Raw genomic sequence first — 24,103 nt, 5'->3', positions numbered from 1 at the left:
ATGGCACCGACGGAATCGAGGGCATCGACCGCCTTGAGGGGGAGGGGCGCGTCGCCGGGCGGCGGCGGTGCGGACGAGCTGCTCGACCAGATCGTCTTCCGCTGGGACGCCATGAACGCCGGGGGCAACACCGGCTTCGGACCGGTCGCGTGGTCCGGCGGCGGGATCGACGTGGACGAACTCTTCCATGTCGCCGGCCCCATGCTGCGGGCCAGCGGCGAGGAGGTCAGGCCCGCGCTGATCCGGCTGCAGAGCGAGACCGAGGCCATGCTGATCCGCCGGATCCCCTGGACCGACCCCGGCGGCGGCGCCTCCACCGTCTGCCACGCCCTGGTCGGCCCGGCGGGCCTGCTGAACCCGATGACCTGTCTCGGCCTGCACGCCTGGCGGTGGCGCGGCTCCCGGCTCGACCTCGGCCGGGTGCGCGGCGAGGCGCTCGACCGGATACCCGAGAGCGTGCTCGTCGAGTCGAGCGACGACGGGCTCCGCGCCCTCGACGCGGATCTCGCCCGGGTCGAGATCGAACTCGGCGGCGCGGTGGCGGAGTTGCTGCGTCATCCGGGCAGCCGCTTCATGTTCCTCGACGAGCGGGCCGACACGGCGCTGCCCGTGCTGTGGGGTCTGTACGGCCTGCTCGGCGACTCCTTCGCGCGCCGCTGGTCCTTCGCCACCCATGACACGGCCGAGAGCACCCATCTCAACTTCGTCTTCGTCGGCCGCTGGGCGGGCGCGGCCGGCCCCAACACCGACCGGCACCGGAGCGACCCGCGCGAACGCCTCGGGGACGAGGCCGACTCGGTCGCCACCCGGCTCGTCGCCCACCACCTCCGCGGGGTCGCGGCGGGCGACGGCGACTACGCCGTCTGCGCCCACCTCGCCGGCGCCCGCCGCCACCGCCCCGACGCCTCCCTCCTGGCCTGCGCCCGCGCGGCCCTGACCGCCCTCGACCGGGAGAGGAGGCGGGGACCCCGCCCCGGGGACCGCTCCGCGGATCTGCCCGGGGACCGCCCCGGCGATCGGCCCGGGCCCGCGCCGGCGGACCCGCCCGTACGGCTGGGGGACGCGGAACTGCTGGACGCGCTGCGGGACCCCGGGCTCTCGTACGCCGACACCAAGGTCCTCGTACACAAGGCGGCGCGGCGCTTTCCCGGTTGGACCCCCGCGCAACAGTGCGCGCTCCGGGATCTGGTGATCGACGAGGAGTACTTCGTGCCCCGGCCCTTCGCCGAGGAGCGGATCCCGGCCGCCCAGCGCGGCGCCGACGCCGCCGCGCTGCACGACTGGGCGGTGGGTCCACTGCTCGACCACCGGAGCGACACCGACGCCGCCGACCGGCTCGGCGCCCTGCTGCTCCGCTTCGCTGCCCGTACGGAGCCGGAGGGCCGGGCCGTGCTCCGCGAGATCGTGGCGCTCGAACACCCGGGGCTGCCCGAGCGGGTGTGGCGCGATCTCGTCCGGGCGGCGATCCCTCCCGCCGTCTACGCGACCCCGGGACCGGTGCGGCCGCAGACACCACCCAAGCCGCAACCGCAGCCCAAGCCGCAGACATCACCCCGGCAGCAGTCACACCCCAAGCCTCAGCCACACCCCGAGCCGCAAGCGCACCCCAAGCCAGCCGCACCCCCGACCCGCACCACCGCGCCCGTGCGGACCGCCGCCCCGCACGCGAAGGACGGGTGGCTCGCCTTCGCGTTCCTCGGCGCGGCCCTGGTGCTGCTCGTGACCCTGGTGGTGGTCGTCATCGCGGCCTCGTGACACGCGGAGTACCACGCGCGAGCCGCCCCGCTCCGCCAGGATGGGCGCATGGGATTCCATGTCGATTCCGAGACCGGGCGGCTGCGCCGCGTCATCCTGCACCGCCCCGATCTGGAGCTGAAGCGGCTCACCCCGACCAACAAGGACGCCCTCCTCTTCGACGACGTGCTGTGGGTGCGCCGGGCCCGCCAGGAGCACGACGGCTTCGCGGACGTGCTGCGCGACCGCGGGGTGGAGGTGCACCTGTTCGGGGACCTCCTGCGCGAGGTCCTCGACGTGCCCGCGGCCCGCAAGCTCGTCCTCGACCGGGTCTTCGACGAGAAGGAGTACGGCCCGCTCGCCGCCGACCACCTGCGCGCAGCCTTCGACGCGCTCGACGCCGCCGGGCTCGTGGAGGCGCTGGTGGGCGGGATGACCAAGCGGGAGTTCCTGGCGGCGCACCGCGAGCCCACCTCGGTGCGCTTCCACGCCCTCGACCTCGACGACTTCGTGCTCGGCCCGCTGCCGAACCACATCTTCACCCGCGACACCTCGGCCTGGATCTACGACGGGGTGTCGATCAACGCGATGCGCATGCCGGCCCGCCGGCGCGAGACCGTGCACTTCGAGGCGATCTACAAGCACCATCCGCTGTTCACGGGCCCGGAGGCGGGGCCGTTCCACCACTGGTCGGAGGGGCAGGCCGACTATCCGTCGACGATCGAGGGAGGCGACGTCCTGGTCATCGGCAACGGCGCCGTGCTCATCGGCATGAGCGAGCGCACCACCCCGCAGGCCGTGGAGATGCTGGCCCGCGGCATGTTCGCGGCGGGCTCGGCGCGCACCATCGTCGCCCTCGACATGCCGAAGCGCCGCGCCTTCATGCACCTGGACACGGTGATGACGATGGTGGACGCCGACACCTTCACGCAGTACGCGGGCCTCGGCATGCTCCGCTCGTACACCATCGAGCCGGGCGACGAGGGCCAGTCCCTGCGGGTGACCGACCACCCGCCGGAGCAGATGCACAGCGCCATCGCGGCGGCGCTCGGCCTCCAGGACATCCGGGTGCTCACCGCGACCCAGGACGTGCACGCGGCGGAGCGCGAGCAGTGGGACGACGGGTGCAACGTGCTCGCCGTGGAGCCGGGCGTGGTCGTGGCGTACGAGCGCAACGTCACCACCAACACCCATCTGCGCAAGCAGGGCATCGAGGTGATCGAGATCCCGGGCAGTGAGCTGGGCCGGGGGAGGGGCGGACCGCGCTGCATGAGCTGTCCGGTGGAACGGGACGCGGTCTGAGGCGGCGGGGAGGGCAGGACCGCGGGTCCGCATAAGAGGTCTGCGAAAGGTCCGCATACGCGCTCTGTATAAGAATGCTGAATTACGTATACACTTCCAGGGTCCTCGTCACGTCCCCGACCGTAACCCAGGAGCGCCCCATGGCCACCGACCTCATCGGCCGCCACTTCCTCAAGGAGCTGGACTTCACCGCCGAGGAGTTCCGCGGCCTGGTGGCGCTCGCCGCCGAGCTCAAGGCGGCCAAGAAGGCGGGCACCGAGGTGCAGCGGCTGCGCGGCCGGAACATCGCCCTGATCTTCGAGAAGACCTCCACCCGCACCCGCTGCGCCTTCGAGGTCGCCGCCGCCGACCAGGGCGCCGCCACCACCTACCTCGACCCGGCCGGCTCGCAGATCGGGCACAAGGAGTCCGTCAAGGACACCGCCCGGGTGCTCGGCCGGATGTTCGACGGCATCGAGTACCGGGGCGACAGCCAGACCGCCGTCGAGGACCTCGCCGCGTACGCCGGCGTGCCCGTCTTCAACGGCCTCACCGACGACTGGCACCCCACCCAGATGCTCGCCGACGTCCTCACCATGACCGAGCACTGCGACAAGCCGCTCGACGGGATGACCTTCGCCTACCTCGGCGACGCCCGCTTCAACATGGGCAACTCCTATCTGATCACCGGCGCCCTGCTGGGCATGGACGTCCGGCTCGTCGCGCCCAAGGCGTACTGGCCGGCCGAGTCCTTCGTCGCCGAGGCGCACCGCCTCGCCGAGACGAGCGGCGCCAGGATCACGCTCACCGAGGACGTCGTGGAGGGCGTGCGCGGAGCCGACTTCGTCGCCACCGACGTGTGGGTCTCCATGGGCGAGCCCAAGGAGGTCTGGGACGAGCGGATCGCCGCCCTCGGCCCGTACGCCGTGACCATGGACGTGCTGCGCGCCACCGGAAACCCGGACGTCAGGTTCCTGCACTGCCTGCCGGCCTTCCACGACCTCGGCACCGCCGTCGGCCGGGACATCCACGCCCGCCACGGACTGACCGAGCTGGAGGTCTCCGACGAGGTCTTCGAGTCGGCGCACTCGGTCGTCTTCGACGAGGCCGAGAACCGGATGCACACCATCAAGGCCGTCATGGTCGCGACGATGGGCGACCCCGTCGCCTAGGGCGCGCCCGGCCACACCGGGGCCGCGGCGCACGACCCCTGGGAGATCGCCCGCCTCCAGGGTGCCGGTCCCCGCGACCTCACCCGCTAGTCCGACGGTCGGCGCTGCGTCGGCACCGCCGGGAGTGTGAACCAGACCGCCTTGCCGTGCGCGGTGGGGCGGTGTCCGCAGTCGCTGCTCAGCGCGCGGATCAGCAGCAGCCCGCGGCCGTGCTCCTGCCATGGGTCGACCGGCACGGCCGGATCGGGGCAGATCAGGTCGCCGGGCGCGGCCGGGCCGCCGTCGTGGACCTCGATCTGACACCCGCCCGGGGTCGGAAGCAGCTCGACGACCAGCTCGATCGGCTCGTCGCCGGGGGTGTGCTCGACGGCGTTGGCGACCAGCTCGGCGGTCAGCAGCTCGGCCGTGTCGCTGTCGGCGGCGGCCTGCTCGGGACCCTCGATGGCGGTGAGGGCGGTGCGGACAAGGGCGCGGGCGATGGGCACGGCGGCCGTGGTGTGCGGCAGCCGCACCCGCCAGGAGAGCTCGGACACTTCGGGCACGGGGGGTTCCGTTCGGACGGCTTGTGTGGGGGGAGTGGGGAGTGGGGGAAGCGGGCGGTGACGTCCTGCTTTCAACCTTACGGAGTCGAAAATCTGGAGACAGAGGCGGTCTGCCCGCTTCGATGCGGACCAACGTCCCGAGACCTTCGCCGAAGCCGGGTCGCCTTCGCCGAAGCCGACTCGGCGCCTTATCGCGTACTCGTGACGACAGTCACGCTTGAGTGATACCCTCCTGGAGGTGATGCCGTACCGGTACGTGCACACAACAGGGAGGTCCTCCCGAATGAGCCCCTTCACCGGCTCCGCGACCCGCACCGAACGCTGGCGGCACCTGCGCCTGACCGTCGACGACGGGGTCGCCACGATCACCCTCGCCCGCCCCGAGAAGCTGAACGCGCTCACCTTCGGCGCCTACGCCGACCTGCGCGACCTGCTCGCCGAACTCTCCCGGGAGCGCGCCGTCCGCGCCCTCGTCCTCGGCGGCGAGGGGCGCGGCTTCTGCTCCGGCGGCGACGTCGACGAGATCATCGGCGCCACCCTCTCCATGGACACCGCCCAGCTCCTCGACTTCAACCGGATGACCGGGCAGACCGTCCGCGCGCTGCGCGAGTGCCCCTTCCCGGTGATCGCCGCCGTCCACGGCGTCGCCGCCGGCGCCGGGGCCGTGCTCGCCCTCGCCGCCGACTTCCGGGTGGCCGACCCCACCGCCCGCTTCGCCTTCCTCTTCACCCGGGTCGGGCTCTCCGGCGGCGACATGGGCGCCGCCTACCTCCTGCCCCGGGTCGTCGGCCTCGGCCACGCCACCCGCCTCCTCATGCTCGGCGACCCCGTCGGCGCCGCCGAGGCCGAGCGCATCGGCCTGGTCAGCGAGCTCACCGAGGAGAGCGCCGCCGACCAGCGCGCAGCGCTGCTCGCGCGCCGCCTCGCCGAGGGGCCCGCCCTCGCCCACGCCCAGACCAAGGCCCTGCTCACCGCCGAGCTCGACATGCCGCTCGCCGCCTCCGTCGAGATGGACGCCGCCACCCAGGCCCTGCTCATGCACGGCGAGGACTACGCCGAGTTCCACGCCGCCTTCACCGAGAAACGCCCCGCGAAGTGGCGGGGGCGGTGACCGTGCGGCCGTTCCTGCGGGTCGCCGTCATCGGCGGCGGCCCCGGCGGCCTCTACGCCGCCGCGCTGCTCAAGTGCGGCGACCCCGCCCGCGAGGTGACCGTCTGGGAGCGCAACGCCCCCGACGACACCTTCGGCTTCGGCGTGGTCCTCTCCGATGAGACCCTCGGCGGCATCGAGGGCGCCGACCCCGCCGTGCACGCCGAACTGCGCCGCGAGCTCGTCCACTGGGACGACGTCCACGTCGTCCACCGCGGCCGGCTGCTCACCTCCACCGGCCACGGCTTCGCCGCCCTCGGCCGCCGCCGCCTCCTGGAGCTGCTGCACGCCCGCTGCGCCGAGCTCGGCGTACGGCTCCGCTTCCGCACCGAGGCCCCGCCCGCAGCCGAACTCGCCGCCTCGTACGACCTGGTCGTCGCCGCCGACGGCGTGCACAGCCGCACCCGCGAGGCGCACGCGGAGGTCTTCCGGCCCACCCTCACCACCCACCGCTGCCGCTACATCTGGCTCGCCGCAGACTTCGCCCTCGACGCCTTCCGCTTCGAGATCGCCGAGACCGAGCACGGCGTGATGCAGCTCCACGCCTACCCCTATTCCGCCGACTCCTCCACCGTCATCGTCGAGATGCGCGAGGAGGTCTGGCGAGCCGCCGGCTTCGACGCCGTCGACGAGACCGAGTCCGCCGCCATCTGCGCCAAGATCTTCGCCGAGGCCCTGCACGGGCGCGCGCTGCGCTCCAACAAGTCCGCCTGGACCGCCTTCCGTACCGTCGTCAACGCCCGCTGGTCGCACGGCAACACGGTCCTCCTCGGCGACGCCGCCCACACCGCGCACTTCTCCATCGGCTCCGGCACCAAGCTCGCCGTCGAGGACGCCGTCGCCCTCGCCGCCGCCGTCGACCGGCAGCCCGTCCTCACGGACGCGCTGGAGGCGTACGAGGCCGAGCGCCGCCCGGTCGTCGAGTCCACCCAGCGGGCCGCCGCGGCGAGCCTGCGCTGGTTCGAGGAGATCGCCGGTCAACTCGACCGGCCGCCCCGCCAGTTCGCGTTCAACCTGCTCACCCGCAGCCGCCGGGTCACCCACGACAACCTGCGGCTGCGCGACCCCGCCTTCACCGCCGCCGTCGAGACCGAGTTCGGCTGCCCGCCCGGCACCCCGCCCATGTTCACCCCCTTCCGGCTCGGCGGCCTGACCCTGCGCAACCGGGTCGTCGTCTCGCCCATGGACCTGTACGTCGCCGAGGACGGCGTCCCCGGCGACTTCCACCTCGTCCACCTCGGCGCCCGCGCCCTCGGCGGCGCCGGCCTGGTCATGACCGAGATGGTCTGCGTGAGCGAGCGGGGCCGGATCACCCCCGGCTGCACCGGCCTGTGGACCGACGAACAGGCCGCGGCCTGGGCCCGGATCACCTCCTTCGTGCACGCGCAGGCCCCCGGCACCGCCATCGGCGTCCAGCTCGGCCACTCCGGCCGCAAGGGCTCCACCCGCCGGATGTGGGAGGGCATCGACCAGCCGCTGCCGGACGGCAACTGGCCCCTGGTCGCCGCCTCCCCGCTCCCGTACCGCCCCGGCGTCAACCAGACCCCGCAGACCCTCGACCGGGCCGGACTCGCCGCCGTACGGGAGCAGTTCGTCGCGGCCGCCCACCGGGCCGCCCGGGCCGGCTTCGACCTGCTCGAACTGCACTGCGCCCACGGCTACCTGCTCTCCGGCTTCCTCTCCCCGCTCACCAACCACCGCACCGACGCCTACGGCGGCGATCTGGCCGGCCGGCTGCGCTTCCCCCTCGAAGTCTTCGACGCGGTACGGGGCGCCTGGCCGGCCGACCGCCCGCTCACCGTCCGGATCTCCGCCACCGACTGGGCCGAGGGCGGCACCACCGCCGAGGACGCCGTCGAGATCGCCCGCGCCTTCGCCGCGCACGGTGCCGCCGCCCTGGACGTCTCCACCGGCCAGGTGGTCCCCGAGGAGCGCCCCGAGTTCGGGCGCTCGTACCAGACGCCGTACGCCGACCGGATCCGTACCGCCCTCGGCGTCCCGGTCATCGCGGTCGGCGCGATCTCCTCCTGGGACGACGTGAACTCCCTCCTCCTCGCCGGGCGCGCCGACCTCTGCGCCCTCGCCCGCCCCCACCTCTACGACCCGCACTGGACCCTGCACGCCGCCGCCGAACAGGGCTACGAGGGCCCGGCGGCGCCGTGGCCCGCGCCGTACCGGGCGGGCAGCCGCCGCCCGCCGACGGGCCGGAAGGACCTCTGAGGTTCGCTCGGCGGGGTGGTGATCGACTTGATAGGCAAGTCGGTGCTTGCCTATCGTGGAGTCGTGGCGGACGATGACGACGAACTCTTCAAGGCGCTGGCCGACCCCACCCGCCGGATCGTCCTCGACGAGCTGGCGGAGCGGGACGGACAGTCCCTCTTCGAGATCTGCGCGCGCCTCGCGACCCGGCACGGCCTGGGCATCTCCCGGCAGGGGATCAGCCAGCACCTCGCCGTGCTTGAGGCCGCCGGACTGGTCACCACCCGGCGCGAGGGCCGCTACAAGTTCCACGACCTGAACACCGAGCCGCTCAAGAGCATCGTCACGCGGTGGCTCGCACCCCACACCCCGGAGAGCACCCCATGAGGATCAACCTCACCAGCGTCTTCGTCGACGAGCAGGACAAGGCCCTGCGCTTCTACACCGAGGTGCTCGGCTTCGTGAAGAAGACCGAGGTCCCGCTCGGCGAGCACAGCTGGCTCACCGTCGTCTCGCCCGAGGACCCCGACGGCGTCGAACTGGTCCTGGAGCCCAACCAGCACCCCGCCGCCAAGGCCTACCAGGACGCGCTCGCCGCCGACGGCATCCCGGTGAACTCCTTCGCCGTCGACGACGTGCACGCCGAGTTCGCGCGGCTGAGCGCGCTGGGCGTCCGCTTCACCCAGGAACCGGTCGACATGGGCCCGGTCACGACCGCGATCCTCGACGACACCTGCGGCAACCTGCTCCAGATCGCCGAGTACAAGGGCTGAGGCGGACGGCATGACCGAGCCGCTCTACTACGTCGACCGCTCGGACGTCCGCCCGGGCGGCCTCGACGAGCTGCGCGCCGGGATGCGCGACCTGGCGGCCTTCGTCGAGGAGCGCGAGCCGAGGCTGCTCGCGTACCACTTCTACCTCGACGAGCCGGCCGCCACGATGACCGTGGTGGCCGTCCATCCCGACTCGGCGTCCCTGGAACTCCACCTGGAACTCGGCGGGCCGAAGTTCCGCGCGCTCGGCGCGCACCTCCGGCTGCGCACCATCGACCTGTACGGCCGGCCGAGCCCGGCGGCCGTGGCCGGGCTCCGCGCGAAGGCGGAGATGCTGGGCGGGCCCGAGGCCACGCTCACCCTCCACACACACGAGGCGGGCTTCAGCCGCCTTGCCGGGGCCGGCTAGGGCGTGTGGGCGCTCATGCCCCCTGGGGACGGGCGCCCGGCCCGGAAGGTCGCACGAACTCCGCGCCCCGCGCGTGGAGCAGTTCGTGCAGGGCGAGGAAGACCTGCGCCGAGCGGGTGCCCGGCCAGTTCTCGGGGAGGAGTTCCAGCGGAAGGACCGGGTCGGCGTACGGCAGCCGGCGCCAGGAGTCGAGGGCGAGCAGATACGCCCGGTAGGCGTCCTCCGGCGTGGCCGGCGGCCCGGCCCGGAGCACCGGCTCGTGGACGTCCAGGAACTCCTCGTGCAGTTTGGCGATGGACGGCAGGTCCCACCAGCGGGACACCGCCTCCGCCGTCGCGGCGAAGCCCAGGTGGTCGCCGCGGAACAGCTCCACGTACGGGGCGAGGTCGAGCCGCTCCAGGGTGTGCCGGGTCTCCTCGTGCAGCCGGGCCGGCGCGATCCACACGCCCGGCGCGGCCGTCCCGAAGCCGAGGCGCGCCAGGCGCGAGCGCAGCAGATGCCGCTTGTGCCGCTCGGCCTCGGGGACCGAGAACACGGCCAGGACCCAGCCGTCGGACAGACGCGGCTCGTCGCGGGCGTAGATCCGGCGGTCGCCGTCGTCCAGCAGCATCCGGGCGTCGTCCGAGAGGGCGTAGCCGGCGGCGCCCTCCGCCGTCCGGCGCGGCAGCAGCAGCCCGCGCCGCTTGAGCCGGGACACCGAGGAGCGCACGCTCGGCGCGTCGACGCCGAGCGCGCCGAGCAGCCTGATCAGCTCCGCCACCGCGAGCGGCGCGCCGTCCGGCGCCCGGCCGTACGCGCCGTAGAGCGAGACGATCAGGGATCGGGGGGTGTGCTGCTCGGCCACGTGATCACTTTAGGGGTCCGGATCCGGCCTCGTCGTCCCGGAGCCGGAAGCGCTGCAGTTTGCCCGTCGCGGTGCGCGGCAGGGCGTCCAGGAAGACGATCTCGCGGGGCGACTTGTACGGGGCGAGCCGGGCCCGGACGAAGGCGCGCAGCGCCGCCGCCGTCGAGCTGTCGCGCGGCACCCCGTCCCGTACCACCGTGTAGGCCACGACCACCTGCCCGCGCACCTCGTCGGGCCGGCCGACCACCGCCGTCTCGACCACGTCGGGATGGGCGAGCAGCGCCTCCTCGACCTGGGGTCCCGCGATGTTGTAGCCGGCCGAGATGATCATGTCGTCGGCGCGCGAGACGTAGCGGAAGTAGCCGTCGGGTTCGCGGACGTACGTGTCGCCCGTGACGTTCCAGCCGTCGCGCACGTACTCGGTCTGGCGCGGATCGGCCAGATAGCGGCAGCCGACCGGGCCGCGCACCGCGAGCAGCCCCTCCTCGCCGTCCGGCAGCTCGCGCCCGTCCTGGCCGACGACCCGGGCCTGCCAGCCGGGGACGGGCCGGCCGGTGGTGCCGGGGCGGATCGCGCCGTCGGCGGCGGAGATGAAGATGTGGAGGAGTTCGGTCGCGCCGATGCCGTTGATCAGCTTCAGACCGGTCCGCTCCCGCCAGGCCTCCCAGGTCCCGGCCGGCAGGTTCTCGCCGGCGGACACGCAGCGGCGCAGCGAGCTCAGGTCGGGGCCCTCGCCCGTTCCCGCGCCCGTTCCCGCGCCCGTTCCCGCGCCCGTCGCGTCGGCGGGCCCGTGGCCGGGTGTGCCGAGCTCGTCCAGCATCACGCGGTAGGCGGTGGGCGCGGTGAAGAGGACCGAGACCCGGTGCCGGCCGATCGCGGCGAGGAGCTGTTGCGGCCCGGCCTGTTCGAGGAGGACCGCGCACGCCCCGGCCCGCAGGGGGAAGACGACGAGCCCGCCCAGGCCGAAGGTGAAGCCGAGCGGCGGGGAGCCGGCGAAGACGTCGTCCGGCTCCGGGCGCAGGACGTGCGCGGAGAAGGTGTCGGCGGTGGCGAGCACGTCCCGGTGGAAGTGCATGCAGCCCTTGGGGCGCCCGGTGGTGCCGGAGGTGAAGGCGATCAGCGCCACGTCGTCGGCGGCGGTGTCCACCGCCTCGTACCGGTCGGGCTTGCCGATGGCGAGGCTCAGCAGGTCGTCGGGGTCGTCCCCGCCGAACGGGGTGACCCGAAGCCCCGGCACCTCGGCCTTCACCAGCTCGTCGATCGCCCGGACGTCGCACAGCGCGTGGCTGCAGCGGGCCATCTCGCACATCACGGCCAGCTCGCGGGCGCGCTGCTGGGCGAGCACCGTGACGGCTATCGCGCCCGCCTTCATCACCGCGAGCCAGCAGGCGGCGAGCCAGGGGGTGGTGGGGCCGCGCAGGAGCACCCGGTTGCCGGGGCGGACCCCGAGGTCGTCGGTGAGGACATGGGCGATCCGGTCCACCCGCTCGCGCAGCTGCCCGTACGTCCACACCCCGCCCTCGCCGTCCCGGAACACCTCGCGCTCGGCGCCGAACCGTTCCACCGTGCGGTCGAGGAGCTCGGTCCCGCAGTTGAGGCGGTCGGGGTACGCGAGGGAGGGCAGCTCGAAGAGGAGGCGCGGCCACTGCTCCGGGGGCGGCAGATGATCGCGGGCGAAGGTGTCCAGGTGCGCCGAGGGCGTCAGCTCCATGCGTCCGTCCCCCTGTCGGTGGGATCGTCGGAGGGTGCCGTTTCGTGGTGCCGGGCGGTGCGGCGGACAGCCGACCGGGGTCGACCGCCGCTCCACGAGCGTATCGTGATGGTGACGACAGTCAACGGTTCGCGATATGGAGAGGCCCCCATGGCCGCATTCTCGCTCGATCCCGAACAGTCCACCTGGTGTGCCGAGCTGCGCGCGCTCGCCGCCGAGCAGCTGCGTCCGGTCGCCGAGAAGGGCGAGCCGGGCCGTGTCAACCGCCCCCTCGTCGCCGCGCTCGGCGCCCACGGACTGATCGCCCGGCTCTTCGACTCGGGCGCGCTCGACCTGTGCCTGATGCGCGAGTCGCTTGCCCGTGAGTGCACGGAGGCCGAGACCGCGCTCGCCCTCCAGGGCCTCGGAGCCCACCCGATCGCCGCCTTCGGCACGGACGCGCAGCGCGCCCGCCGGCTGCCCGAGGTCGTCGCCGGGCGCGCCGTCGCGGCCTTCGCCCTCTCCGAGCCCGGCGCGGGCTCCGACGCCGCCGCGCTCGCCCTGGAGGCCGTACCGGACCCGGAGGCGGGCGGCTGGCGCCTCTACGGCGAGAAGCGCTGGATCTCGAACGCGCCGGAGGCGGACGTCGTGACGGTGTTCGCCCGAACGGGCGACGAACCGCGCGGCGCCCGCGGCGTCACCGCCTTCCTCGTCCCCGGCGACCGGCCCGGCCTCGGCGGCGAGGCGCTCGACATGCTCGCCCCGCACGCGCTCGGCAGCCTGGTCTTCGACGGGGTACGGGTCGGGCCCGAGGACGTCCTCGGGGAGCCGGGGCAGGGCTTCCGGGTCGCGATGCACACCCTCAACCTGTTCCGGCCGAGCGTCGGCGCCTTCGCCGTCGGCATGGCCCAGGCCGCCCTCGACGCGACCCTCGCCCACACCGCCGCCCGCCGCGCCTTCGGCGGCGTCCTCGCCGACCTCCAGAGCGTCGCCCACCAGGTCGCCGAGATGGCCACCCGCACCGAGGCCGCGCGGCTCCTGGTGTACGCGGCGGCCGAGGCGTACGACAACGGCGACCCGGACGTCCCGCGCCGCGCCGCCATGGCGAAGCTGCTCGCGACCGAGACCGCGCAGTACGTCGTCGACGCCGCCGTCCAACTGCACGGCGCCCGCGCCCTGCAACGCGGCCACCTGCTCGAACACCTCTACCGCGAGGTCCGCGCCCCCCGCATCTACGAGGGCGCCACGGAGGTGCAGCGCACCATCATCGCGAAGGAGCTGTACCGGGCGGCGAGCGCGGAGGAGAGCCCCGCGGCCCGTGTTCCGGGCTCCGTTCCGGGCTTCGTTCCGGTCTCCGTCCCGACCGGAGGAGGCACCTCATGAGTCTGCACCGCCACAACCCCGCCGATCTCTCCCCGCCCACCGGCTTCAGCCACGCGGTCACCGCCACCGGCACCCGCCTCGTCTTCCTGGCCGGCCAGACCAGCCTCGACCGGGACGGCAAGGTGACGGGGGAGACGCTGCCCGAGCAGTTCGAGATCGCGCTCACCAACCTCCTCACGGCACTGCGCCACGCCGGCGGCTCGCCCGCCGACCTGGCCCGGGTCACGGTGTACGCCACGGACGTCGCCGACTACCGCCACCACGCGTCCGAACTCGGCCGCATCTGGCACCGGTTGGCGGGCCGGGACTATCCGGCGATGGCCGTGATCGGTGTCGTACGCCTGTGGGACGATCAGGCCCTGGTGGAAGTGGACGGCTTCGCGGTCGTGGACTGACACCGTGTGTCGACGGCGAGCAGGCGAGCAGGGGGAGATCGGTCATGCCGCAGATCGAACTGGCCGCGGGAATCGTGGAGTACGAGGACACCGGCGGCCCCGGGCCCGTGGTCGTCCTGCTCCACGGACTGGTCCACGACGCCACCGTCTGGCGCGCGGTGATCGCGCAACTCGCCCCGGACCACCGGGTGGTGGCGCCCACGCTCCCGTACGGCTCGCACCGCGTCCCGCTGCGACCCGGCGTACCTCTCTCGCCCGACAGCGTCGTCGACCTGATCGCCGAACTCCTCGACCGGCTCGACCTGCACGAGGTCACCCTCGTCGAGAGCGACTGCGGCCGGGCGCAGACCGTCGCCGTCCGCCACCCCGCCCGCCTCGCCCGGCTCGTCCTGATCTCCTGCGAGGCCTTCGACAACTACCCGCCGGGCGTGCCCGGCAAGCTGATCGCGCTCGCCTGCCGCATCCCCGGCGGCGTCTCGCTCCTCGCCCGGATCCTCGGCCTCAAGCCCCTGCGCCGCCTCCCCGTCGGCTTCGGCGCCCTGACCCGGCGCCCCGTACCGGACGCGATCGTCGACGGCTGGCTGCGCCCGCTGCGCACCGACCCGGCCGTCCGGCACGACTTCCGCCGCTACAACCTGGCCGTACGGAAGGACGAACTGCTGCGGGCGGCCGAGGGCCTGCGCTCGTTCGACCGCCCGGCACTGGTGATCTGGGCCGCCGACGACCTGATGATGCCGCCCGAGCACGGGCGGCGCCTCGCCGCGCTGCTGCCGCGCGGCCGGTACGTGGAGATCGCGGACGCGCGCACGCTGATCGCCGAGGACCAGCCGGAGCGGCTGGCGGCGGAACTGCGGGCGTTCGCCAAGGAGCCGTCAAGAACCGGCTCCTGACCAGCGGCCCCTGGTCGGCGGCCCTCGATCAGCGGCCCTTGATCAACTGGTCGGTCCCGGAGGCGGGGCTTAGTGTCGAAAGGTGGACTGACCGGCCCACGGCTCCCTCAGGTGAGGGCGCGATGCGCCATGACTACACCCAAGCCGACCACCCCGCAGCAGACCGCGGCCCCGAAGAAGTCGGGAGACGACGGCAAGGGCATCGCCCTGTTCGTGATCGCCTCGTGTCAGCTGATGGTGGTGCTCGACATCACCATCGTGAACATCGCGCTCCCGCACATCCAGAGTGCGCTCGACTTCTCCACGACGAGCCTTTCGTGGGTGGTCAACGCCTACACCCTGACCTTCGGCGGTCTGCTGCTGCTCGGCGGGCGTGCCGGTGACATCCTCGGCCGCCGCCGGGTCTTCATCTTCGGCGTGCTGCTCTTCGGCCTGGCCTCGCTGCTCGGCGGATTCGCCCAGGAGTCCTGGCAGTTGCTCGCGGCCCGCGCGCTGCAGGGCGTCGGCGGCGCGATCGCGTCCCCGACCTCGCTGTCACTGATCACGACCACCTTCGACGAGGGCCCCGAACGCAACAGGGCCTTCGGCGTGTTCGCGGGAGTCTCGGCCGGTGGAGGCGCGATCGGTCTGCTCGCCGGCGGGATCCTGGTCGAATGGCTCGACTGGCGCTGGGTGTTCTTCGTCAACGTGCCGATCGCGGTCGTCATCGCCTTCCTCACCCCGCGGCACGTCAAGGAGTCCGAGCGGCACCCCGGCCACTTCGACCTGCTCGGCGCGCTCACCTCGACGCTCGGCATGGTGGCCCTGGTCTACGGGTTCATCCGCGCGGCGCAGGAGGGCTGGCGGGACCCGGTCACGGTGGCCTCGTTCGCCGCCGCGGTCGTCCTGCTCGTCTCGTTCATCCTGATCGAGCGGCGTTCTCGGCAGCCGATCACCCCGCTGCACATGTTCGCGGACCGCAACCGGGCCGGTACGTACGGGATCATGCTCTGTCTGGCGGCGTCGATCTTCGGGATGTTCTTCTTCCTGACCCTCTTCGTGCAGGGCGTCCTGGAGTTCAGCCCGCTGCGCACGGGCCTCGCCTTCCTGCCGGTCAGCGCCGTGATCGCGGTCCTGGCCGGGGTGACCTCCCAGACCCTGCCCAGGTTCGGCCCGAAGCCCTTCATGGTGATCGGCTCGCTGTGCCTGGCGGCGGGCATGTCCTGGATGAGCCAGGTCGACGTCCACTCCACCTACGCCGGCAGCATCCTCGGCCCGATGCTGATTCTCAGCGCGGGCATGGGCATGATGTTCGTCTCGCTGACCCTGATGGCTCTCTCGGGGGTCGAGCCGTCCGAGGCCGGCGCAGGCTCCGGCCTCCTCAACGCCACCCAGCAGGTCGGTGGCTCCCTCGGCCTCTCCATCCTGGTGACCGTCTTCGGCACCGCCAGCCGCAACGAGGCCGACGTCCAGGTCCCCGCCTTCCTCGCCCAGGCCGGCCCCCTGGAGAAGGCCCAGTTCGCCAAGACCCAGCAGCTGCCCAAACCCTGGGCCGACCAGGTCCTGACCAGCGGCGTCACCTCCGGCTTCGTCGTCGCCGCGGCCTTCGCCATCCTCGCCGCGATCATCTCCATCCTCGCCATCAAGGTCCGCCCCTCGGACATGGAACGCCTCAAGGGAGGCGCGATGATGCCGGGCGGGTGACCGGGACGGAGACCACGGAGCCGGAGCCGACCGAGGCCCCCTCGTACCGGAACCGGTACGAGGGGGCCTCGGCCAATGGCGGGGTGGTGGTCAGGCGGCGCCGACGGTTCCGGCGGGTGGTTCGACGAAGGCGAGGATGTCGGTGTCCTCGTCGTACCAGTGCAGAACGCGCGGACGGGTGCCGTCCGGTTCGCAGGCCACGACGGCCCCGTCGGCGTCGATGAGCAGCCGGCCGTCGACGAAGGCGGCCGGGCCCGCCGCGAACCCCCGGGTGGACACGCCGGTGACTTCCGCCAGCCGCTTGCGGAGCGGTGTGCGCTGCCAGGGGCCGCCCGCCTGCGAGATCCACAGGTTGCCGAAACTGGTGACGGTGTACGCGGTGCGGCGGGCGTCCACGTACTGCGCGCGGGCGCATTCGCCGTTGCGGAGCTGGACCGTGGACCAGGTGCCGCGGGCACGGTCCACCGCGTGCAGGACCTCGTACTCGAAGTACTCGCCGTACGAGGCGGACGCCACGAGCACGTCGTCGTGGTACGCCGCGTCCTCGAACTTGCCCACGGCGGGGTCGATGCCCGACAGGCGCCATCGGTCCCACCGGCGGCGGGCCGGGCCGGCCACTGGGAGGGGCAGTTCGGTGACGGTGCCGCGGGCGGTGTCCACGGCGAACAGGGCGGGCCGCCGGTCGGCGAGCAGCACCGCGGGTGCCCTGCCGACGCCGCCCACGACGTGGGCGATGTCACCGTCGGAGCCGGCCAGGTGGGCCAGGGCGAAGTCCTCCGGCACCTCGATGTGCTGCCAGGCGTCGGCGCCCCAGGGCAGGGCGTACAGGTCGGGGGAGAGCCTGTCGGTGTTCCAGTCCCCGAAGGCGAGGACCGTTCCCCCGGCGGTCACTCCGCTGACGGTGACCTCGTTCCTCTGCCGGGGCAGCTCCGGTGCCGGGAGCGCAGCGGAGGCGTCGCCGGGCCCGTTCAGGACCGGGACCTTCCGCTCCGGGACCCGGGAGAGCAGGGTGAGCCCGCGCCGGTGGCGCACCGCCCGGCGGGTGGTGCCGACTGCCTTGCGCATCTCGCCGGGCACGGCGTGCAGCCGGTGCAGTTCACCGGCGCGTATCTCTGCGAAGGAGACACCCGTGGTGTCCGTCACGAGGACGGACACCACGGACTCCTGTGACTGCTGCGCCACAGCTAGAACAGACCTCCCAGGAAGTCGCCGATCTTCCGGCCGACGCCGCTTCCGATCACGCCGCCGACGACGCCGCCGACGATACCGCCGACCGCGGTACCGACCGGTCCGCCGCACAGGGTGCCGATGCTGGCTCCGTACATCGCGCCGACCTGGGCGCCCGCGAGGCCGCCGACGATGCCGCCGGTCTCACGAGCGGCCGTCTGGACCTTCTCGCCCTCGGGGGCGGTGGCGACGTTGTAGACGCCGACCCCGACCTCGAGCCCGATCAGTCCGCGTCCGGCGATGCGCGCTCCGCGGGCCAGCCTGTCGGCGGTCGGATTGGTCTTCGCCGCGGAATCGATGATGCCCATGTCCGTCTTGGGTGTGGCCGTGGCTCGCTGCGAGCCTTCTCTCAGCTGTTCGTAGGTCGGGAAGTCGACCGTCCCGGTGAACCGTCGGACGACGGGGAAGGCGAGCTGCTCGATCGGTCCACGGGCGTTGAACCGGTTGAGGTTGCGCGCGATGACGGCTTCCTGCGCGATGGCCGACGCGTCGCCGCCCGCGTTGACCAGACGCAGCCCGTTTTCCCGGATCGCGGCGTCAGCGGCCTTGTAGTCCTGGCGGATGGTGTACATCTCCATCAGGTAGCCGGACGTGTAGCCGGTGCTTCCCTGGTAGATGGTCGCGCCCGAGACATAGGACGGCGTGGTGTTGCCGGTGCCCGCGGTGCCGCCACCGCCACCGCCGCCACCGGAGCCGCCGCCGCCTCCACCACCGCTGCCACCGGATCCGCTGCCGGAGCCGCTGGAGACCGGGATGCCACCGCGGCAGGTGATGCCGTACTTGCTCGGCTGCATGCACTCGGGCACCGCCAGGCCGGTGCCGTCCGACAGCGTCGCCGGGTTGTTGCCGGCGTAGGCGTAGCCGTTGAGCGACTGCTGCCGGCTCGCGTTGAAGTCCGGGTCGACGCTGAGGAACTGACCGATGCCCGGGTCGTACTCGCGGGCGTTGACGTGCGTCAGTCCGGTGTCGTCGTCCGCGGTCTTGCCGAGGAATCTCTTGTCCGTGGGCCAGGAGCCCACGGCGCCGCCGCGCTTGTCGCCGAACGGCGTGGTGTACCGCTTGCTGAACGTCTGGGCGGCGTCCGAGGTGATGGCCAGGCTCTGCGTGCCGTGGTGGTCCGCCGCCAGGTAGTACAGCTTGTTCGTCCCGGTCTGGTTGGTGCGGACCGCGACGGTGAGGTTGCCCGACCGGTAGCTGCGCTGTGCCCAGGTGGTGCCGTTCGCGCGCAGGTGCAGCTCGGTGTTGCCGGCGTACAGGATTCGTTCGCCGTTGGCGGCCTGCTTGATCATCAGGGCGCCGTCGGGGTCGTAGACGTAGTCCGTGCCCTGCGTGCCCTCGGTGAGCCTGCTGAGCTTGCCCTCCGCGGACCAGATGAGGTCCTGCTGTCCCTGGTCGCCGGGACGGCTGCGGGTGTTGCCGGACGAGTCGTAGGTGTAGGTCCGCTGCGGTGCCGCGCAGTCGCCGTTGGTGCTGATGCCGGCCAGGGTGTGCGGCTGGGCGCCCGACGTGTAGCAGTAGGTGTCGGTCGCGGTGCCGTTGGCGGTGTGCCGGGCCTCCGACGTCCGCTGGCCGGCGGTGTTGTAGGTGTAGCCGTTCCAGTACGGGGCCGGGCCCGACAGGCTGCTCGCGTCGCGCGGGTCCGCGCACTTCTGCGAGGCGGGGGTCCAGGCCTCGGTCAGCCGGCGGTGGCCGTCGTAGCTGAAGCACTGGGTCTCGGCCTGGCCCTGGCCACCGATGAGGGCCGGGTCGGTGGCCGAGGTGACGTTGCCGGCCGGGTCGTAGGCGAAGTTGAGGTCCTGCAGCATGTACGGGTGCGTCTGGTCCGTGACATGGCTGCGGGTCAGCCTTCCGGTGCCCTCCTCGTAGGTGTTGGTGAGGTAGATCTTCTTCGTGGTCTCGGTGTTCGCCGTGCCGAGGACGTACTGCTGTGCCTCGCCGGTCGGCGCGTAGTCCGCGTCCAGCAGGTAGCCGGTGGCACCGGTGATCTTGGTGACCTGTCCGGTGTCGGTGTAGTCGTAGTCGACGATCTCCTTGGCCAGGCCGCCGAGGCCCGGTTCGGTGGAGTTCTTGATCGTGCCGTCGAGCCGGTACTGGGTATCGAACTCGATCACCGACGGGACCCCGGCCTTGACCAGCGGGTCGTCGGCGGGCAGCTCCACCTTGGTCGCGGTGGCCGACATGTTGTCGTCGTACGCCGTGACCGTGCTGGTGTAGGCCTTGCCGGTCTTGCCGCCCACGTAGCGGGTGGTGGTGTACGGCTTGCCCTTGAGCAGGAAGTCGTAGGTACGGGCGGTCAGCTGGTTGGCGTCGGTCTTCGAGCCGGCCCAGGTGCCGGTGACCCGGCCCAGCTTGTCGTACTCGGTGATGATCGACTTGCCTCGCGAGTCGGTCGTCTTCTCCACCCGGTCGAGGGCGTCGTAGTCGTTCGACGACGTGCCCTTGTCGGGGTCCGAGACGGTCTTCTCGCGGCCGAACAGGTCGTACCCGTAAGACCACTTCGCGCCGTCCGGGCCGGTGACCGAGGTCTTCTTGCCGTCCGGGGCGTAGCTGGTCCGCACCGAGCTGTAGCCGGCGCCGAGGCTGCCGCCGTAGCCGCTGTCCGAGGTGCCGGGACCCGCGTACTCACGGGACTCGACAGTGCGGCCGAGGGCGTCGGTGATGTTGCGGGTGCCGACGCCGCCGGTCACGTCGGTGACGGCGGTGGAGTCACCGGTGTAGCTGGTCGCCTTGGACCACTTCTTGACGCCGAAGGTGTACAGCGTGTTGCTGACGGTGCGCTCGGCGCCGTCGAAGACGACGTTGCTCTGCTTCGGCGACTCGCCGTACTCCGCCCGGGTGTACGTCCCGTTGGGTGCGGTGGTGCTGTCGAAGATGTCGACGTGGGTCTCGTAGGCCAGACCGCGACTGTCGTAGCGGGTGTCGGTGAGCAGCCGTCCGCCCTGCGGGGTGTCGGACTGGGTCTGCAGCTTGCGCAGCAGCGCGTCGTAGATCGTGTACTGGGTGCTGTACGTCTCCCCGTCGGCCTTGAGCACGGAGGTGCCCACCGCGGACGGCTTGGTGTTGCTGATCGCGTAGCTGAACTTCTTGTTGGGGGAGTAGCCCACGGCGCGGCTGCGGTTGGGCAGCCAGACCTGTGTGATCCGCCCGAGGGCGTCGTAGGTGATCTCCGTCTTCTTCAGGTTCTTGTCGTACTTGGTGACCGGCTGCCCGCGCAGCGGCTCCAGGAGGGCGACCTCCCGATGGCCGGCCGCGTCCGTGGTGACGGTCCGGGTGACCGGGCCGTCGTCGGTCGGGGTGTAGGCGGTGCTGGAGGTCTGGCCGAGGGCGTCCTCGGTGGTCAGCGAGCGGCCGAGGGAGTCGTAGGTGGTCTTCTCGGTGGTCTGCCAGCCGGTCGGGTTGCGGTTCCCGCTGGTGTCGGCGGTGGCCGCGTAGCCGGAGGTCCGGCCCTGCCAGGTCGCCTCGCCGAGGGTCGGCGTCTGGGACGCGGTCCAGCCGGTGACGCCCGTCTTGTCATAGACGGTGGCGGTGTCGGAGATGACGTCGCCGCGGGTGTCCGTGGTGGCGGGCAGGACCAGGCTGCTGTCCGCGACGGAGCACGCCTTGCCGACCTTGCGGGTGCGCGACACCAGCTTGGTGATGCCGGCCGCGTCGTTGCGCGCGTACCAGGTGCGGGTGCAGGTCTCGTCACCGCTCTTGGCGGTGTCGCCGTACTCCGTCTTGGTGCTCTCCATGCCGTACGCGTCGTAGGTCGTCGCGGTGGCGGTGGAGCGCCAGGTCTTCGGCACTGTCAGATAGGTGTACGCGGTGGACTTCCTGGTGCCCACGAAGCGGGCGACCAGGTCCGCCGCGTCCGGCACGGTCTGTCGTGCCGTCTCCTGCGACCACGGGTCGTTGACCGAGGCGCTGATCGGCGTGGCGCCGTCGTAGGTGACGGTCTCCCGCGCCGTGCCCGCGTACTGCTCGCTGTCGGTGACCGGCGCGATGCCGAGATCCGGCGTGCTCAGCGGGGCGAGGGAGACGGACTTGGTGGTGCCGTCCTTCTTCTTGTCGCCGTCCATGCCCTGCATGAAGAGGGTGACGGTCTTGCTGCGGGTGGTGTCGCGGGCTCCGTTGTAGACGGTCACCTCGCGGTAGCCGCGCCAGTCGGACCAGGTCCGCTCGTCCTTCGGCGCCAGCGGCTCGTCGTTGTAGCGCCAGGCGGCGCCGCCGTAGACGTACTCGTGCTCGACGCCGTCGTTCTGGCCGGCGGGGTCGGTCAGGTTGACCGCCGTCACCCGGTACTTGTGGAACCAGTCGACCGATGCCTCGGCGGCGCCGTTGATGTTCCAGTACTGCGGGTAGCAGTTGCGGGTGTTGGTGTCCTCGGCCGCGCCCAGCACCTCGCTGCGGACGCACTCCGGGCCGGACAGCGTGACGGTGGTGATGCCGCCGGTCTCCGTCGTGATCGTGGAGATGCGGGGGCGGGTCAGGGGCAGGATGTCGTCGGTGGCGTCGACCCGGTTGGGCCGCATCTGATAGGTGAACGACAGCGGGTTCAGCGCGATGTCCGTGCCCGCCTTGCCGGTGCGGCGCAGCGACTTCAGAGTGAGGACCTGGTCGCTGGAGTCGCCGATGTCACCGCCGTCGAGGTACTCCTGGGTGAGTGCCCAGGAGTCGACGGGCTGGTGCGTGGTGGACGCGGCGTCCCACACGTAGGTGTTGACCGCGGTGAGCCGCTTGCGGGTGAAGAACGACGGCGCCGTCGCGTAGCAGTCGGTGTCGTCCTGCGAGCAGATCGCGGTGAACGGCACGTCGGGCCAGTTCTTCGCGGTGTCCTTGGTGAGCGAGGAGCAGTCGGTGGCCGTGCACCGCTCGGCGTACCCGAAGGTGATCTTCGCGTCGGGCTTGCCGGTGAACAGCGCGTCCTTGCGGAGACCGTAGTCGATCTCCTTCAGGTAGCCGCCGCGCGTGTAGTCGGCGCTCGCCTTGGTCGCCTTGTTCTTCTTGTAGTAGTTCGTCTCCTTGGCGTACCAGTACGTGGCCGCGTTGCCGTGGGTGTCCTCGACGTAGTCGAGGTTCCAGCGCCAGGCCTGGGTCACGGAGCGGTCGGCGAAGGAACTGCCCTTGTCGTAGCCGGGCTCGCCGGAGTCGTCGCCGAAGACCGGGACGGTCCAGGTGGAGCCGGTGCGCTCGGTGCCGGCACCGCTCAGCTTGTTCAGGCCGAAGACGTACTTGGACCCGTCGCCGGTGACCACGGTCCAGTACTCGCCGTCGTCGTCGCCGTTGTCCGCACCGGTGGAGCGGGTGACCTTGGACGCGTCGTCGCCCTGGAGCCGCCACGTGCTGCCGTTCTTGACCAGCCGGGACGCCTTGCCGTTGAGCATCAGGGTGGCGTTGTCGTACTTCCAGCAGCTGTCGAAGACGTCCGCGTGGCCGTCGTCGTCACAGCGGCCGTAGGAGCGCTCGATGTACGACTCGGTGATCGAGAAGCCCTCACCGACCGTGGTGCCCTGGTTGTTGGTGCCCGCGGTGCGGCCGTCCACGCTGCCGGAGTCGTACGAGAGCTTCAGCTCCGGGGCGGGCCCGGCCGCCGGGGCCGGTGTGGTGAAGTCGTACGACCAGGTGAAGGCGCCGGAGCTGGCGCCCGCCTGCCACGAGGAGGACTCCGACAGCTCGGTCGCCGAGTAGTCGCCGGTGCCTGCCGGGGACGCGCCGTCGCCGCCGGTCGCGGCCACGGCGAACACCGCGGTGCTCCCGGTGGCGGCGGACAGCAGCTGGGTGCTCAGGCCGTCGTCACCGGCACCCAGGGTGACCTCGGCGGAGACGGACTGTCCCTTGACGTCGTTGCGCGAGGGCAGCGGCGTCTGCGTCCGGCACTCGTCCTTCTCGGGCGTGGTGAGCGCACAGCCGGGCAGCCGCACCAGCCGCAGGCGCTGCGCCCAGCCGCCGCCGACGGCGCCGGCGAATCCGCTGTAGTCGACGCTGAGTTCGGCGCGGCCCGCGGTGTCGGCGGTGGCGGTGAGCAGGACACCGGTGATGCCCGCCCGCTCGGCCGCCTTCTGGTCCAGCACCGTGACATGGGCGTCACCGGCGGCCGGGGCCTGCGGAGCCGACCGGCCCGAGGCGCGCGGCGACAGGGCCGATCCGGCCGGTGCCGGAGTCACGGCGACCGGGACGTCCCCGGCGTTCCCGGCGGCCGCGCGGGCCGGCGCGAGCGGACCGGCGGCCGGAGCCGCCCACTTGGGCGCGGCCGCGAGCTTCAGGGTGGCCTTGCCGGCGCCGGGCCAGCGGGCCTGCCGCTCGGTCTTGGCCTCTGCCGTCTGCCGGGCGTTGGCCTCGGCGTCCTTGGCCCGCCGATCACGGGCCTTCTTGGCGCCCTGCCCCGTGACAGGCGCGACCTTGCTGGACCGGGGATCGGGCACATCGCTGCGGCCGAGGCCCTTGGGGCCCTCGGCCGCGAGGGCCGATGGTGCCAGGCCCAGAGGCACGACCAGTGCCAGGGAGAGCGAGCCGAGCAGCAGCCGGTTCCCTCGCCGGCGGCCGCGCACCCGTGGTGTCGGGTGTTGTCTTCCGAATGACATGAGAATTCCGCCCCCAAATAACCGGAATGAAGGATGGGACGACGGACCCGGGCATGGTGCTGCCCGACGAGGCGTGGCACGGCCCGGGGCGATGCGCCCCGGGCCGTGCCGTTCGCGTCCGTGGTCGGCGGTGCCGGGTACTGTCCGGCACCGCGAGGTCGCGCGAACGACC

The 24,103-nt window shown here is 72.4% G+C and carries 17 protein-coding genes; 12 read left to right on the top strand and 5 right to left on the bottom strand.

Translation table 11 applies throughout. From position 1 onward, the window contains the following. The 3 genes from AB0M18_RS25935 (at position 1) to argF (ending at position 4,187) form a co-directional block, all read left to right on the top strand. Positions 1 to 1,755, top strand: coding sequence for a hypothetical protein (locus AB0M18_RS25935; RefSeq protein WP_365761964.1), 1,755 nt, complete (start codon positions 1 to 3; stop codon positions 1,753 to 1,755). Between the two features lie 48 nt (positions 1,756 to 1,803). Continuing rightward, entirely contained in the window at positions 1,804 to 3,036 is a 1,233-nt protein-coding gene (locus AB0M18_RS25930) for an arginine deiminase (protein WP_365761962.1), read from the top strand. Positions 3,037 to 3,176: 140 nt separating this feature from the next. Continuing rightward, positions 3,177 to 4,187 carry an ornithine carbamoyltransferase gene (gene argF, locus AB0M18_RS25925; protein WP_365761960.1) on the top strand — a complete coding sequence of 337 codons (1,011 nt, stop codon included), beginning with the start codon at positions 3,177 to 3,179 and terminating at the stop codon, positions 4,185 to 4,187. Positions 4,188 to 4,273: 86 nt separating this feature from the next. Here the strand turns inward: argF and AB0M18_RS25920 are convergent, their stop codons facing one another. Further along, on the bottom strand, positions 4,274 to 4,729 hold the full coding sequence (locus AB0M18_RS25920; protein WP_365761958.1) for an ATP-binding protein: 456 nt from the start codon (positions 4,727 to 4,729) through the stop codon (positions 4,274 to 4,276). 283 nt (positions 4,730 to 5,012) lie between these two features. Between AB0M18_RS25920 and AB0M18_RS25915 the strand changes: the two genes are divergently transcribed. The 5 genes from AB0M18_RS25915 to AB0M18_RS25895 all read left to right on the top strand — a co-directional run bounded on the left by AB0M18_RS25915 (position 5,013) and on the right by AB0M18_RS25895 (position 9,259). Then, the gene (locus AB0M18_RS25915; RefSeq protein ID WP_365761956.1) at positions 5,013 to 5,840 is read left to right on the top strand and encodes an enoyl-CoA hydratase family protein; all 828 of its coding nucleotides are present in this window, start codon (positions 5,013 to 5,015) and stop codon (positions 5,838 to 5,840) included. Further along, positions 5,837 to 8,098, top strand: coding sequence for a bifunctional salicylyl-CoA 5-hydroxylase/oxidoreductase (locus tag AB0M18_RS25910; protein WP_365761954.1), 2,262 nt, complete (start codon positions 5,837 to 5,839; stop codon positions 8,096 to 8,098). The genes AB0M18_RS25915 and AB0M18_RS25910 overlap by 4 nt, the downstream gene beginning before the upstream one ends. A gap of 63 nt (positions 8,099 to 8,161) precedes the next feature. Continuing rightward, positions 8,162 to 8,464: a metalloregulator ArsR/SmtB family transcription factor gene (locus tag AB0M18_RS25905; protein WP_365761952.1), complete on the top strand. Its 303-nt coding sequence runs from the start codon at positions 8,162 to 8,164 to the stop codon at positions 8,462 to 8,464. Continuing rightward, complete coding sequence (locus tag AB0M18_RS25900) at positions 8,461 to 8,850, top strand: VOC family protein (protein WP_365761950.1); 390 nt, start codon at positions 8,461 to 8,463, stop codon at positions 8,848 to 8,850. Before AB0M18_RS25905 ends, AB0M18_RS25900 begins: the two co-directional genes overlap by 4 nt. Positions 8,851 to 8,860: 10 nt before the next feature. Continuing rightward, positions 8,861 to 9,259 carry a hypothetical protein gene (locus AB0M18_RS25895; RefSeq protein ID WP_365761948.1) on the top strand — a complete coding sequence of 133 codons (399 nt, stop codon included), beginning with the start codon at positions 8,861 to 8,863 and terminating at the stop codon, positions 9,257 to 9,259. A gap of 13 nt (positions 9,260 to 9,272) precedes the next feature. Here AB0M18_RS25895 and AB0M18_RS25890 read toward each other — a convergent pair whose 3' ends face one another. Both AB0M18_RS25890 and AB0M18_RS25885 read right to left on the bottom strand, forming a co-directional pair. Beyond that, positions 9,273 to 10,103 carry a PaaX family transcriptional regulator C-terminal domain-containing protein gene (locus AB0M18_RS25890; protein ID WP_365761946.1) on the bottom strand — a complete coding sequence of 277 codons (831 nt, stop codon included), beginning with the start codon at positions 10,101 to 10,103 and terminating at the stop codon, positions 9,273 to 9,275. Between the two features lie 4 nt (positions 10,104 to 10,107). After that, entirely contained in the window at positions 10,108 to 11,814 is a 1,707-nt protein-coding gene (locus AB0M18_RS25885; protein WP_365761944.1) for an AMP-binding protein, read from the bottom strand. A 150-nt stretch (positions 11,815 to 11,964) separates the two neighbouring features. Between AB0M18_RS25885 and AB0M18_RS25880 the strand changes: the two genes are divergently transcribed. From AB0M18_RS25880 to AB0M18_RS25865, 4 genes are all read left to right on the top strand, one after another. After that, positions 11,965 to 13,176 carry an acyl-CoA dehydrogenase family protein gene (locus AB0M18_RS25880; RefSeq protein WP_365761942.1) on the top strand — a complete coding sequence of 404 codons (1,212 nt, stop codon included), beginning with the start codon at positions 11,965 to 11,967 and terminating at the stop codon, positions 13,174 to 13,176. Further along, the gene (locus AB0M18_RS25875) at positions 13,173 to 13,571 is read left to right on the top strand and encodes a RidA family protein (RefSeq protein WP_365761940.1); all 399 of its coding nucleotides are present in this window, start codon (positions 13,173 to 13,175) and stop codon (positions 13,569 to 13,571) included. The genes AB0M18_RS25880 and AB0M18_RS25875 overlap by 4 nt, the downstream gene beginning before the upstream one ends. Before the next feature lie 44 nt (positions 13,572 to 13,615). Then, a complete protein-coding gene (locus AB0M18_RS25870; protein WP_365761938.1) occupies positions 13,616 to 14,461 on the top strand; it encodes an alpha/beta hydrolase in 846 nt (281 codons plus the stop codon). A 129-nt stretch (positions 14,462 to 14,590) separates the two neighbouring features. Continuing rightward, complete coding sequence (locus AB0M18_RS25865; RefSeq protein ID WP_365761936.1) at positions 14,591 to 16,144, top strand: MFS transporter; 1,554 nt, start codon at positions 14,591 to 14,593, stop codon at positions 16,142 to 16,144. Positions 16,145 to 16,234: 90 nt separating this feature from the next. Here AB0M18_RS25865 and AB0M18_RS25860 read toward each other — a convergent pair whose 3' ends face one another. Together AB0M18_RS25860 and AB0M18_RS25855 are read right to left on the bottom strand one after the other, a co-directional pair. Beyond that, on the bottom strand, positions 16,235 to 17,326 hold the full coding sequence (locus AB0M18_RS25860) for a hypothetical protein (protein WP_365761934.1): 1,092 nt from the start codon (positions 17,324 to 17,326) through the stop codon (positions 16,235 to 16,237). A gap of 2 nt (positions 17,327 to 17,328) precedes the next feature. Beyond that, entirely contained in the window at positions 17,329 to 23,931 is a 6,603-nt protein-coding gene (locus tag AB0M18_RS25855; protein WP_365761932.1) for an RHS repeat-associated core domain-containing protein, read from the bottom strand. Between the last annotated feature and the right edge of the window lie 172 nt (positions 23,932 to 24,103).

The organism is Streptomyces sp. NPDC051909 (genome assembly GCF_040681095.1).
Classification (GTDB): Bacteria; Actinomycetota; Actinomycetes; order Streptomycetales; family Streptomycetaceae; genus Streptomyces.
The sequence above is the reverse complement of the archived record's forward strand: the minus strand, read 5'-3'. Positions and strand labels throughout refer to the sequence as shown.